We start from the raw sequence: 12,958 nt of genomic DNA, 5'->3' as shown, positions 1-12,958 counted from the left end.
GTATCAGTCAACAAATTCGTCGACTGAAACACCGCTATCGCCAGCAAGCCGGCTCCTACAAGGTTAGTACCGTCTGTAGGAGTGGCGTCAGATTAACCGCGGTGACGACCGCGGAAGTAGTTGATCAGCCCTTGGGTAGAAGCATCGTCAGCCGGGGTTTCTTCGCTGCCAACCAGACGGTTGTAGACGCCTTTGCCCAGCTCTTTGCCCAGCTCCACGCCCCACTGGTCGAAGGCGTTGATGCCCCAGATCACGCTTTGCACGAAGACTTTGTGTTCGTACATCGCCACCAGTGCGCCGAGACGGCGCGGGCTGATGCGTTCGACCACCAGGGTGTTGCTCGGACGGTTGCCCGGGATCACCTTGTGCGGCGCGAGTTTCTGCACGTCGGCTTCGGCCATGCCTTTGTCACGCAGCTCGGATTCGGCCTCGGCGCGGGTCTTGCCGAGCATCAGTGCCTGGCTTTGCGACAAGCAGTTGGCGTACAGCCACTGGTGGTGATCGGACACCGGGTTGAAGCTGACGATCGGCACAATGAAGTCGGCCGGAATCAGTTGGGTGCCCTGGTGCAGCAACTGGTGATACGCGTGCTGACCGTTGCAGCCCACGCCACCCCAGATCACCGGACCGGTATCAGTAGACACCGGTGTGCCGTCCTGGCGCACGCTCTTGCCGTTGGATTCCATGTCCAGCTGTTGCAAGTGTTTGGTGATGTTGCGCAGGTAGTGGTCGTACGGCAGGATCGCGTGGCTCTGCGCGCCCCAGAAGTTGCCGTACCAGACACCGAGCAACGCCAGCAGCACCGGCATGTTCTGTTCGAATGGCGCGCTCTGGAAATGCTGGTCCATGGTATAGGCACCGGACAGCAGTTCCTTGAAGTTCGACATGCCGATGGCCAGGGCAATCGGCAAACCGATGGCCGACCACAGCGAATAACGGCCGCCAACCCAATCCCACATCGGGAAGATGTTTTCTTCGCGGATACCGAACGCCACGGCGGCGGCGTTGTTGCTCGAGACCGCGATGAAGTGACGATACAGCTCGGCTTCCGAACCACCCTGAGCCAGGTACCAGGCGCGAGCGGCCTGGGCGTTTTTCAGGGTTTCGAGGGTGTTGAAGGACTTCGACGAAACGATGAACAGCGTGGTCTCGGCGCGCAGCTTCATGGTCAGTTCATGAAGCTCGGTGCCGTCGATGTTCGCCAGGTAATGGCAGCGCACGCCTTTCTGGGCGTAGGACAGCAGGGCTTCGGAAACCAGCTCAGGGCCGAGGAACGAGCCACCGATGCCGATGTTCACCACGTCGGTGATCGGCTTCTCGGTGTAACCGCGCCACAAACCGTCGTGGATACGACCCACGAGGTCGGTGATCTTGTTCAAGACCTTGTGCACTTCAGGCATCACGTTGACGCCGTTGACCGACAGCTTCTCGCCCACTGGGCGGCGCAGCGCGGTGTGCAGGGCCGGGCGTCCTTCGGAAGAGTTGACGATTTCGCCTTCGAACAGCGCCTTGATCGCGCCCTTGAGGTCGACTTCATTGGCCAGGCCCACCAGCAGATTGCGGGTCTCGGCGTTGATCAGGTTCTTCGAGTAGTCGAGAAACAGGCCGCAGCTGCTGAGGGTGAATTGGGTAAAGCGCTGCGGATCGGCATTGAAGGCTTCGCGCATGCTGAAATCCTGCATGGCTTGGCGGTGGTCATTCAGCGCCTGCCAGGCGGGCAGAGCGGTCACGTCTTGAGGAGTGCGGTAGTACGCCATCGCTGCGGGTTTCCTTTTTACTTGAACGGCCTTTTGAACACTAAAAATCCCGGAGCGCTGTGGGTGGGCGTCCGGTCAACTGCGTCGACACGATTTCATGGCACAGGGCGAATACAGTAAACCTCGCGCTGCGATCTGTCTTGACTTTGTCTGACCCGTTCCCGGTACTTTTTTGTACATGAAAGAGGGAACGGTCCGACAAACGGAAGAGAAGGTTCGGTCAGGCGACCTGAACCGGAATGGCATTGCTGGTGTGGCTCAGCTCGTTACCCGGTGCCATGTAGAGCATGCGCGGCTTGAAGTTGAGCAGCTCGGCTTCGCTGTAGTGAGCGTAAGCACAGATGATCACACGGTCACCGACCTTGGCCTTGTGGGCGGCGGCGCCATTGACCGAGATCATGCGCGAGCCTTCTTCGCCACGAATGGCGTAGGTGGTGAAGCGTTCGCCGTTGTCGACGTTGTAGATCTGGATCTGTTCGTATTCACGGATGCCGGACAAGTCCAGCCATTCGCCGTCGATGGCGCAAGAACCTTCGTAATCGAGTACTGCGTGGGTGACTTCGGCGCGATGCAGCTTGGCCTTGAGCATGATGGCGTGCATGAGTGTTTTCCCAGGTCGGAATCGAACGGCGGGCAGTTTGCCCGAAGCGATTGTGGGCAGCAATACAGCGGACGAGGTAACGCAGACCCTGTAGGAGCCAGCTTGCTGGCGATGGCGTCCTCACTATCGCCATCGCCGGCAAGCCGGCTCCTACATTTTGGGCTGTGGTGTTCAGGCGGGTGTGTCGAGGTTCAGGTGCAGGTTGTCGATCAACCGCGTGGTGCCGAGGAACGTCGCCACCAGAATCACCAGGTCCCGATCTTCCGCCGTCGCCGGGCGCAAGGTCAGCGCATGGCGGATTTCCAGGTAGTCGGTACGCAAACCCGCAGCTTCAAGCTGTTTGGTCTGTGCGGCAATCAACGCCGGAAAATCGCGCTCACCCTGTGTAATGGCATCAGCAATCGAGGTCAGCGTGCGATACACAACCGGCGCCACGGCCCGTTGTTCTTCACTGAGAAACCCATTGCGAGATGACAATGCCAGCCCATCGGCCGCACGGACCGTCGGCTCGCCGATGATCTGGATCGGCATGTTCAGGTCATGCACCAGCGCGCGAATCACGGCCAGTTGCTGGAAATCTTTCTGGCCAAAGATCGCCAGGTCTGGCTGGACCATGTTGAACAGTTTGCTGACCACCGTCGCCACGCCTTCGAAATGCCCCGGACGGCTGGCGCCGCACAGGCCTTCGGACAGTTGTGGAACGCTGACGCGGGTCTGGCCGGTCATGCCGTCGGGGTACATTTCTTCTACGGCGGGTGCGAACAACAAGTGGCAACCGGCCTCGAGCAGTTGTTCCTGGTCCGCTGCCAGGGTGCGCGGGTACTTGTCGAGGTCTTCGCCGGCGCCGAATTGCAGCGGGTTGACGAAAATACTCGCGACCACGAAGTCCGCCCGCTGGGAGGCCTTGGTAATCAGCGCAATATGGCCGCTGTGCAGGTTGCCCATGGTCGGTACGAAGGCGATACGCTTGCCTTCACTGCGGGCACGGGCCACGGCGGCCCGCAATTCGCGTACGGTTTTTACGGTGTTCATGCAGAGAATCCGTGTTCGATACCAGGGAAAGTCGCCGCTTTGACTTCAGTGACATAAGCGCTCAGGGCCGCGTGAATGCTGGTTTGGCCGTTCATGAAGTTCTTCACGAACTTTGGCACTCGGCCAGTGATCGACAGGCCGAGCATGTCGTGCAGCACCAGGACCTGGCCGTCGGTACCGCTGCCGGCACCGATGCCGATCACCGGAATCCCCACTGCCTGGGTGATTTCCTGAGCCAGTTCGCTCGGCACGCATTCGAGCAGCAGCATGGCGGCACCGGCCTGTTCCAGGGCGATGGCGTCGGCGCGCATCTGCCGTGCCTGGTTCTCGCTACGGCCCTGGACTTTGTAACCGCCCAGAATGTTCACCGATTGCGGCGTCAGGCCCATGTGCGCGCACACCGGGATGCCGCGCTCGGCCAGCAGACGGATAGAGTCCGCCAGCCACAGCGCACCTTCGACCTTGACCATGTGTGCACCGGCCTGCATCAACTGGGCGCTGTTGGTCATGGTTTGTTCGATAGTGGCGTAGGCCATGAAGGGCAGGTCGGCGAGAATAAACGCGTCGGTGTTACCGCGTTTGACGGCGGCGACGTGGTAAGCCATCTCGGCGGTGGTCACCGGCAGGGTGCTGTCGTGACCTTGCAGAACCATGCCGAGGGAGTCGCCCACCAGCAGCACTTCGACGCCGGCTTCATTGCAGGCGTGGGCGAAGGTCGCGTCATAGCAGGTCAGCATGGTGATTTTTTCACCTTTTTGCTTGAGACCTTGCAGAGTGGTCAGGGTGATGGCTGGCATGAAAAGTTCCTCATTCAGGCGCTGTGGAAACTACTGCGAGTAACGCGCGTGATTCTTCGTTAAATACAGGCGCACGGTCTGTTGTCGTGCTTTTAAGGCCTGGATTGCGCCCTTTAACGCCGTGTTGGCGGCAGCGGGACGCCTATAGTCGTGAGGAGAACTCGGGAAGTCAATTGCGTGTGTTACCGCATTGTTACGCGTGGGGTGTTACCGAAGTAACTGATGCGATTCAGCACCTGCAGATCCTGTACACAACACTAATCCCCTGTGGGAGCGAGCCTGCTCGCGATAGCGGTGTGTCATTCAGCATTGATGCCGACTGATCCACCGCTATCGCGAGCAGGCTCGCTCCCACAGGGGATGTGCGTTAATTCGGGGGGAGGCGTTCCAACCCGACGAACGGGCAGGCCTGAAGCAGTTCGGCCAAGGTACGGCCATCCGCCAAACGCAAATCCACCGGCGCCAATTCGGCCAGCGGGTACAGAACGAACGCGCGTTCCTGCATATGGTAGTGAGGCACCTTGAGGCGCGGTTCGTCGATCAGCCGATCACCGAACAGCACGATGTCGAGGTCGAGCGTGCGTGGCCCCCAGCGCTCAAGACGCTCGCGGCCCTGTCCGTTCTCGATGGCTTGCAGCGCATCGAGCAGCTCCAGCGGGGCAAGTGTGCTGTCGAGGGCGGCCACTGCGTTGGTGTAACTCGGTTGGCCAGGCAGCAGCGAATCGCTCTGATAAAACCCGGAAACCCCGACCAGTTCAGTCTGCGGCAATCGCGCCAGCGTTTCGACGGCGCTGCGCAATTGTTCGGCGGGGTCAGCCAGGTTGCTGCCCATGCCGATGTAGATGCGTTCCATGCTTACTCGCCCGTGGTGCTCGGCGCGCCGGCTGCACGTTTGCGCTTGGCACCGCCGCTGCGGCGGCGTTTGCGTGGTGCGCCAGTGCCGTCTTCCTTGCCACTGAGGTCGCGGATCATGTCACGACGTTCGCTGTCGTTGGCGTCCTGATAATCCGTCCACCATTCGCCCAGGCCATCGGTCTGTTCGCCAGCGCTTTCGCGCAGCAGCAGGAAGTCGTAACCGGCGCGGAAACGCGGGTTGTCCAGCAGCAGGTCGGCGCGTTTGCCGCTGCGGCGCGGCAGGCGTTCCTGCATGTCCCAGATCTCGCGGATCGGCATGGTGAAGCGTTTTGGAATCGCGATCCGCTGGCACTGTTCGGCAATCAGCTCGTGCGCCGCTTCCTGCATCGCCGGAATCGGCGGCATGCCACGTTCCTGCAAGCGCAGCACGCGGGCGGGCAGGGCAGGCCAGAGCAGGGCCGCAAACAGGAACGCCGGGGTCACCGGTTTGTTCTGCTTGATGCGCAGGTCGGTGTTGATCAGCGCTTCGCTGATCAGTGTGTGGGTGTACGTCGGGTTGTATTCCAGCGCCTCGGCACTGGCCGGGAACAGCGGATCGAACAGCTGCAGGTCGACCAGCATCTCGAAGGTGTCCGCGGCGTGGCCGGAGAGGAACAGCTTGAGCACTTCTTCGAACAGACGGGCCGACGGGATCTCGCGCAGCATCGGTGCCAGGTCGCGGATCGGCAGGGCGCTGTGTTTTTCGATGCCGAAATTCAGCTTGGCGGCGAAACGCACGGCGCGCAGCATCCGCACCGGGTCTTCCTGGTAGCGTTGTTTCGGATCGCCGATCAGACGGATCAGGTGGTTGCGGATGTCGTGTACGCCGTTGGCGTAGTCGAGGATGCGCTCGCTGACCGGATCGTAATACAGGGCGTTGATGGTGAAGTCGCGGCGTTGCGCGTCCTCTTCCAGCGTGCCGTAGACGTTATCGCGCAGAATGCGCCCGCTCTCGTTGCGGGAAGACTGGTTGCTGTCTTCCTCTTCATCGTTTTGCGGGTGATTGGCGCGGAAAGTCGCGACTTCAATGATTTCGCGGCCAAAGTGGATATGCACCAGTTTGAAGCGGCGGCCGATGATCCGCGCATTGCGGAATTCGGCGCGCACCTGTTCAGGGGTGGCACTGGTGGCGACGTCAAAGTCTTTTGGTGTGATGCCGAGCATCATGTCACGCACACAACCGCCGACCAGGTAAGCCTGGTAACCGGCGTTCTGCAGGCGTTCGACGATATTCACCGCGTAACGGCTGAATTGTGCCTTTTGCAGCGAGTGTTGGCCGCTGTTAAGCACTTCAGGCGTGCTGCGGATGTGTTGCGTATGACGCTTGGGAGAACGGAATGACTGGAACAGCTTCTTCAGCATGGGATGCACTGTTTGAAGGAATGTTCGGCCAAAACGAAGAATGACCGCATGATGGGCGGGGATTCTAGCATTTAGTCGGGGGATGGTGTAGGACACAGCCGATATGAGCTGTAAGCACCCCTGTAGGAGCGAGCTTGCTCGCGAAAAACTGAAGGGCGCCGCTGGGAATCTGGATTAACGCGTTATCGTTCACGACCATCGCGAGCAAGCTTGCTCCTACAGCCTACAGCGAGTAACCGTTCCAAATCGCGGAAACTACAAGGGGAGCCGAAGCTCCCCAAGAAGTAGTTGCATGTTCTATTTTTGTTATTGGTTTCGGGCTTCTTGTTTTTGTTGAGTGCCCGCGTCATGAAGTTTTCCTTCATGACCCTCCCAATCGGGAGCCAAGAGCAAACGGATTGCTTTGGTCGCTGTGCTGCAGTGATCTTGCGATCCAACCAGTTCAGGCTCTGTCTCAAGACAGTTTTTTGTTGTTCTCGGCCTGGTCGTGGGGCAAGCCCCAAATACAACGCCTCTCCAAAAGAATCAGTTAGCTACGCCTCATGCCGTCTTGTTTTTATTGTGCGTGAGTCGATACGTCTTATTTTTATTGTCTTGTACATTGCTTGTTATTGTTCTTGTACCAAACATATAGCAGGGTGCGTGCCAACTTTTGCGAAGCCTAGCAAAACAAGGGGTTACGTCACTGGATGGGCTTTTTTGAGGCCAAAAAAAACCGGGGCTTCGTTACCGTAAGCCCCGGTTTCTGTTACGTGAAAAAACTGGGGTAACAGTTTCTTCACACAATCATGTGTTACCCGCTCAGCTCTCGCTGGCCACCCCGGTCTTGCGCCGCGGAATGCCCAGGCGTTGGCGGCGTTCCCACAGGCATTTACGGCTGACGCCCAGTTTGCGTGCCAGCTCGGTTTCGGTCATGTGGTCCTGATGCTCGAGGACGAAGTGCTGGAAGTAGTCTTCCAGTGACAGGTCTTCGGTCGGCTCATGATTGTTGTTGCCGGCGCCGTTGCCCTGTTGCGGAGGCAGGCCGATGAACTCGTCGTCTTCCAGGTCGCTCAGCTCGATGTCGATGCCCAGCAGCTCGGCGGAGATTTCCGGGCTCTCGCACAGGATGACCGCGCGTTCGACCGCGTTTTCCAGTTCGCGCACGTTGCCCGGCCAGGAGTAATGACGAATCGCCTGCTCGGCGTCTGCGGCGAACTTCAGATCGGTGCGGTTGACCCGCGCGCTCTGCCGCGCCAGGAAGGCATTGGCGATTTCGTTGACGTCGGCACCGCGCTCACGCAGGGCCGGCAGTTTCAGGGCGATCACGTGGAGGCGGTAATACAAGTCTTCACGGAACTGGCCGATCTTCGCCAGGCTCTTGAGGTCCCGGTGAGTCGCGGCGATCAGGCGCACATCGACTTTCTGCGACTGGACCGAACCGACCCGGCGAATTTCGCCTTCCTGCAACACGCGCAGCAAGCGGGCCTGGGCTTCCAGTGGCAGTTCGCCGATTTCGTCGAGGAACAAGGTGCCGCCATCAGCCGCTTCCACCAGGCCTGCACGCCCGGCGCTGGCACCGGTGAACGCGCCTTTTTCGTGGCCGAACAGTTCGGACTCGATCAGGCTTTCCGGAATCGCCGCGCAGTTCACCGAAATCATCGGTGCCTTGGCGCGCCTGGACAGGTTGTGCAGGGCACGGGCCACCAGTTCTTTACCGGTACCGGACTCGCCCTGGATCAGGACATTGGAATCGGTTGGCGCGACTTTGCGGATCTTGCTGTACAGATCTTGCATCGGCGGGCACGAACCGATGATGCCGATTTCGCCGTTGCTGTTGTCGACACCCGGTTTCGCTGCGCCATTGGCGGCTTTGCCGACGGCAGGTTCACCGCTGGCCTGTACCGATTGCCGGTCACGCAGGATGCGTGCGACGGCCTGGAGCATTTCGTCGTGGTCGAAAGGTTTGGCGATGTAATCCACCGCGCCCATCTTCATGGAGTCGACCGCCGAGCGCAGGCTGGCGTAGCTGGTCATGATCAGCACCGGCGTGCCCTGGCCGAGTTTGATCAACTCGGTGCCCGGCGCGCCAGGCAAACGCAGGTCGCTGACGATCAGGTCGAACGTGGGAATGGTGAAGCGTTCTTGTGCTTCCTGCACTGAACCGGCTTCGCTGACCTGGTACTGGTTACGTTCCAGCAGGCGGCGCAAGGCGGAGCGGATAATTGTTTCGTCTTCGACGATCAAAATGTGCGGCATTGATTCGATACTCTCGACGGTCTCAGTTCACAGCGGACGTCGCTTCGACATGACGCGGCAAGGTCACCCGGATACGGGTGCCGCGTTGGCTTTGAACATCAGCCGGGCTGTCGATGGTGATTTGTCCATAATGCTCTTCAACGATGGAATAGACCAGTGCAAGGCCCAGACCGGTGCCTTCGCCAGGATCCTTGGTGGTGAAGAAAGGTTCGAACAATCTGTCCATGATGCTCGATGGAATACCGCTGCCTTCGTCTTCCACGATCAGGTCGACCGTGTGTTCGCCGGCTTCGCTTTTTACCCGCACCGCGCTGCCGGGAGGCGAGGCGTCACGGGCGTTTGAGAGCAGGTTGATCAGTACCTGGGCGAGTCGCTGCGGATCGCCTTCGACCCAGTGATCGGGGTCGCACAGGTTGTAGAACTGCACTTCGAAATTGCGTCGGTTCAGGGCCAGCAAACCAATGGCGTCCTGGGCCACTTCGGCCAGACAGACGGGCTCGTCGTTGTGCTGATGACTGCCCGCGTGGGCAAAACTCATCAGCGACTGGACGATGCGCGATACGCGTTTGGTCTGTTCCAGAATCTGCCCGCTGATTTCCTTCAGCTCGCCATCGTCTTCGCGTTCTTCGCGCAGGTTCTGCGCCAGGCAAGCGATGCCGGTGATCGGGTTGCCGATTTCATGGGCCACGCCCGCAGCGAGGCGGCCGATACTGGCCAGGCGCTCGGAGTGCACCAGCTTGTCTTCGAGCATCTGCGTTTCTGTGAGGTCTTCCACCAGCAATACCAAACCACTGTTGCCCGGCGCGAGCGGTTCGTCGATCGCCGCTTTGTGCAGGTTCAGCCAGCGGGTCTGGCCATCAAGGGCCAGATGTTGCTTGTGCAAATGCTCGTCCGGCAGATTGATGAAGCCTTGCAGCAGCTCTTTCCACGGATCGGCGATGGTGCTCAGACGCGAACCGACCACGCGCTGCGCGGCGATTCCGGTCAGCTCCTCCATGGCTTTGTTCCACATGAGGATTTCCTGATCCTTGGCCAGCGAGCAAACGCCCATCGGCAATTCCTGCAGGGTCTGGCGGTGATAGCGGCGCAGGGCATCGAGTTCAGCGGCCAGGCCGGTCAGGCGCGAGTGGTAATCCTCGAGGCGGCTTTCGATGAAGTGAATGTCTTCGGTGACGTAGTTTTCACCGCCAGCCTTATAAGGCAGGAAGGTCTCGACCATGTCCTGCGCCACGCTCGGGCCCATCAGGCCGGAGAGGTTGGCTTCGATCCGGTCGCGCAAGCGGCGCAAGGCGTAAGGGCGGCGCTCGTCGAATGGCAGGTAAAGATCGCGCAGCGCTTGTTCAACTTCTTTCTGCGCAGCCTTGGCGCCCAAGGGTTTGGCCAGTTGCGTGGCGAATTCCTGAGGCGAGGCGGCGTGCAACTCCCGACGTTGCGGGCGACGCACGTTGTCCACGGCGCAAGCTTCGGCGGCGCTGGCTTCCTCGGGGCTGGCGTTGGTGAACAGCGAAATCAGGGTGAACATCAGCACGTTGGCGGCCAGCGAGGCGATTGCCGCCATGTGCCAGCTGGTATCGTCCAGCACGTAGATCATGTTCAGCAGCGGAATGTAGAAGCCTTGCAGGTTGCCGACCAGCGGCAACAGCATGGTCACCAGCCACACCAGAATCCCCGCCAGCAAACCGGCGATGAAGCCACGGCGGTTGGCGGTCGGCCAGTACAGGACGGACAGCACGCCCGGCAGGAACTGCAACGTCGCCACAAACGCGACGATGCCGAGGTTGGCCAGGTCCTGCTCTGCGCCCAGCAGCAGATAGAAACCGTAACCGGCCATGATGATCGCGACGATCAGCGCCCGACGTGTCCACTTCAACCAGCGGTAGATGTTGCCTTCGGCCGGTGGCTGATAAAGCGGCAGCACCAGGTGGTTCAGCGCCATCCCGGACAGGGCCAGGGTGGTGACGATGATCAGCCCGCTGGCGGCCGATAGCCCGCCGACATACGCCAGCAGCGCCAAGGCTTTGCTGTTGGCGGCGATACCGATGCCCAGCGTGAAGTATTCAGGATTGGTCGTGGCGCCCAGTTTCAGGCCCGCCCAGAGAATCAGCGGCACCGCGAGGCTCATCAACAGCAGGAACAACGGCAAGCCCCAACTCGCGCTGACCAGCGAGCGCGGGTTGAGGTTTTCGGTAAAGGTCATGTGGTACATGTGCGGCATCACAATCGCCGAGGCGAAGAACACCAGCAACAGCGTGCGCCACGGGCCTTCCTGCAAAGGCGTGTGCAACGCGGCGAGGGCGGTCTGGTTTTGCAGCAGCCACAGTTCCAGCTGTTGCGGGCCGTCGAACACGCCGTACAGCGCATACAAACCAACGCCGCCAATGGCGATCAGCTTGATCACCGACTCGAAGGCAATGGCAAACACCAGGCCTTCGTGTTTCTCGCGAGTGGCGATGTGGCGCGAGCCGAAGAAAATCGTGAACAGCGTAATCAGTGCGCAAAAGCTCAGGGCCACGCGATGTTGCACCGGTTCGCGGGTGAGGATGCCGATGGAGTCCGCCACGGCCTGAATCTGCAAGGCCAGCAACGGCAGCACGCCGATCAGCATGAAGATCGTGGTCAGTGCGCCGGCCCAGGTACTGCGGAAGCGGAACGCGAACAGGTCGGCCAGCGACGACAGTTGATACGTGCGAGTGATCTTCAGGATCGGATACAGCAACACCGGCGCGAGCAGAAATGCCCCGGAAACCCCAAGGTAGCTGGAGAGAAAGCCGTAGCCGTACTGATAGGCCAGGCCCACCGTGCCGTAAAACGCCCAGGCACTGGCGTAAACGCCCAGCGACAGGGTGTAAGTCAGGGGGTGGCGAATGATCGCCCGGGGGATCATGCCCCGTTCGCTGATCCAGGCGACGCCGAACAGCACCGCCAGGTACGCGGCGCTGATCAGGATCATCTGGGTCAGGCTAAAGCTCATCGGCATCTTTTTGGCTCTGCAGGATGAAGGTCACGACGATCAGAATCAGCCAGAGCAGATACGGGCGATACCAGGCGCCAGTGGCGTCGATCCACCAATCCATGATGGCCGGGGAAAACAGGTAAATCCCCACTACCAGGAGCAGGACCAAGCGATAGATGTACATCCCGGCCTCTCTTTTTTATGCGCGTGCCCGAAAACGTGCGGCGATGGTAACGGATGGGCGCGCCACTGCAAGTCTGATCACTGTAGTTGCGCTTCGGGCAGGTTGAGTGTGCGCGGGATCTTCAGCGCGTCCCAGTGGGCAATGCCCCAGTTCAGCACTTCCCGTGGTGTGGCGTACGCCAGTTCTGTGCCGGGATTTTGCCCGAGTGCGCGCAATGCGCGCAGCAACAACGGTGTTGCCTGGTCTTCGGTCAGCGGCGGCGAACGGTAGGACTTGCCGAGCTTGTTGCCGTCAGGCTGGGTAATCAGCGGGATGTGCAGATAGCGCGGTTGCGAAAAACCCAGCAGCTCTTGCAGGTAGAGCTGGCGTGGCGTGGAGTCCAGCAGGTCGGCGCCACGGACGATGTCGGTGATGCCTTGCCAGGCATCATCGAGCACCACCGCCAGTTGATAGGCATAGAGCCCGTCGCGGCGGCGGATCACGAAATCACCGACGTCGCGCCCCAGGTGTTGGCGGTACTCGCCCTGCACGCGGTCGATGAAGTGGTATTCCAGCTCAGGCACGCGCAGGCGAATGGCGGCATCTTCAGTGCCATGGCCTGCATTGCGACACAGACCCGGATAAATGCCGTGATACGGCTCCAGTTGTTTGCGCGAGCACGTGCAGGCGTAGGCCAGGCCGTGATTGAACAGGCGATTGAGCACTTCGGCGTAGGCATCGTGACGGTCGCTCTGTCGGACCATTTCGCCGTCCCACTCGAAACCGTAGCTTTCCAGCGCCTTGAGAATGGCCGCTTGGGCACCGGGTTCTTCCCGTGGCGGATCGAGGTCTTCCATGCGCATCAACCAGCGCCCGCCCACCGAGCGGGCATCGAGGTACGAGGCCAGCGCTGCGACCAGCGAACCGAAATGCAGATGGCCGCTTGGCGTGGGGGCGAAGCGTCCGATGTAGGCGGGGGCGGTCATAAAGGCGATGTTACTTTGTCAGGGATTGCGCAAATCACATTGTAGGAGCCGGCTTGCTGGCGATAGCGGTTTGTCAGTCAACATTTTTGTCGATTGATACGACGCCATCGCCAGCAAGCCGGCTCCTACAAATATTATGAAATTCAGAAACAAAAACGGAGCGTTCGCACGCTCC

General features: G+C 60.2%; 10 protein-coding genes. All 10 read right to left on the bottom strand.

Annotated features, from left to right (window positions below; all coding sequences use genetic code 11):
- Nucleotides 1–92: 92 nt before the first annotated feature.
- Nucleotides 93–1,757 (bottom strand): glucose-6-phosphate isomerase, encoded by a 1,665-nt coding sequence (gene pgi / locus PMI32_RS05615; protein ID WP_008033191.1) that lies wholly within the window; start codon nt 1,755–1,757, stop codon nt 93–95.
- 220 nt (nt 1,758–1,977) lie between these two features.
- On the bottom strand, nt 1,978–2,358 hold the full coding sequence (gene panD / locus PMI32_RS05620) for an aspartate 1-decarboxylase (RefSeq protein ID WP_003228271.1): 381 nt from the start codon (nt 2,356–2,358) through the stop codon (nt 1,978–1,980).
- 171 nt (nt 2,359–2,529) lie between these two features.
- The gene (gene panC / locus PMI32_RS05625; protein WP_008033190.1) at nt 2,530–3,390 is read right to left on the bottom strand and encodes a pantoate--beta-alanine ligase; all 861 of its coding nucleotides are present in this window, start codon (nt 3,388–3,390) and stop codon (nt 2,530–2,532) included.
- Nucleotides 3,387–4,187, bottom strand: a complete 801-nt coding sequence (panB, locus tag PMI32_RS05630; protein WP_008033189.1) for a 3-methyl-2-oxobutanoate hydroxymethyltransferase — start codon at nt 4,185–4,187, stop codon at nt 3,387–3,389. Before panB ends, panC begins: the two co-directional genes overlap by 4 nt.
- Before the next feature lie 367 nt (nt 4,188–4,554).
- The gene (gene folK, locus PMI32_RS05635) at nt 4,555–5,040 is read right to left on the bottom strand and encodes a 2-amino-4-hydroxy-6-hydroxymethyldihydropteridine diphosphokinase (RefSeq protein WP_008033188.1); all 486 of its coding nucleotides are present in this window, start codon (nt 5,038–5,040) and stop codon (nt 4,555–4,557) included.
- 2 nt (nt 5,041–5,042) lie between these two features.
- Complete coding sequence (locus tag PMI32_RS05640; RefSeq protein WP_008033187.1) at nt 5,043–6,443, bottom strand: polynucleotide adenylyltransferase PcnB; 1,401 nt, start codon at nt 6,441–6,443, stop codon at nt 5,043–5,045.
- An 801-nt stretch (nt 6,444–7,244) separates the two neighbouring features.
- Nucleotides 7,245–8,681 (bottom strand): sigma-54-dependent transcriptional regulator, encoded by a 1,437-nt coding sequence (locus PMI32_RS05645; RefSeq protein WP_008033182.1) that lies wholly within the window; start codon nt 8,679–8,681, stop codon nt 7,245–7,247.
- 22 nt (nt 8,682–8,703) lie between these two features.
- Nucleotides 8,704–11,658: a sensor histidine kinase gene (locus PMI32_RS05650; protein ID WP_008033180.1), complete on the bottom strand. Its 2,955-nt coding sequence runs from the start codon at nt 11,656–11,658 to the stop codon at nt 8,704–8,706.
- Nucleotides 11,642–11,818 (bottom strand): hypothetical protein, encoded by a 177-nt coding sequence (locus tag PMI32_RS30185; protein WP_003176118.1) that lies wholly within the window; start codon nt 11,816–11,818, stop codon nt 11,642–11,644. Before PMI32_RS30185 ends, PMI32_RS05650 begins: the two co-directional genes overlap by 17 nt.
- Nucleotides 11,819–11,895: 77 nt before the next feature.
- On the bottom strand, nt 11,896–12,783 hold the full coding sequence (gene gluQRS / locus PMI32_RS05660; protein ID WP_008033177.1) for a tRNA glutamyl-Q(34) synthetase GluQRS: 888 nt from the start codon (nt 12,781–12,783) through the stop codon (nt 11,896–11,898).
- Between the last annotated feature and the right edge of the window lie 175 nt (nt 12,784–12,958).

The sequence above is a fragment of the Pseudomonas sp. GM60 genome (assembly GCF_000282415.1).
Lineage (GTDB): Bacteria > Pseudomonadota > Gammaproteobacteria > Pseudomonadales > Pseudomonadaceae > Aquipseudomonas > Aquipseudomonas migulae.
This window is presented reverse-complemented; position numbering and strand designations above follow the sequence as displayed.

Excerpts from the sequence above, each read along its gene's own strand:
- pgi (WP_008033191.1), bottom strand. The coding sequence starts at position 1,757 with ATGGCGTACTACCGCACTCCTCAAGACGTGACCGCTCTGCCCGCCTGG.
- panD (WP_003228271.1), bottom strand. The coding sequence starts at position 2,358 with ATGCACGCCATCATGCTCAAGGCCAAGCTGCATCGCGCCGAAGTCACC.
- panC (WP_008033190.1), bottom strand. The coding sequence starts at position 3,390 with ATGAACACCGTAAAAACCGTACGCGAATTGCGGGCCGCCGTGGCCCGT.
- panB (WP_008033189.1), bottom strand. The coding sequence starts at position 4,187 with ATGCCAGCCATCACCCTGACCACTCTGCAAGGTCTCAAGCAAAAAGGT.
- folK (WP_008033188.1), bottom strand. The coding sequence starts at position 5,040 with ATGGAACGCATCTACATCGGCATGGGCAGCAACCTGGCTGACCCCGCC.
- PMI32_RS05640 (WP_008033187.1), bottom strand. The coding sequence starts at position 6,443 with ATGCTGAAGAAGCTGTTCCAGTCATTCCGTTCTCCCAAGCGTCATACG.
- PMI32_RS05645 (WP_008033182.1), bottom strand. The coding sequence starts at position 8,681 with ATGCCGCACATTTTGATCGTCGAAGACGAAACAATTATCCGCTCCGCC.
- PMI32_RS05650 (WP_008033180.1), bottom strand. The coding sequence starts at position 11,658 with ATGCCGATGAGCTTTAGCCTGACCCAGATGATCCTGATCAGCGCCGCG.
- PMI32_RS30185 (WP_003176118.1), bottom strand. The coding sequence starts at position 11,818 with ATGTACATCTATCGCTTGGTCCTGCTCCTGGTAGTGGGGATTTACCTG.
- gluQRS (WP_008033177.1), bottom strand. The coding sequence starts at position 12,783 with ATGACCGCCCCCGCCTACATCGGACGCTTCGCCCCCACGCCAAGCGGC.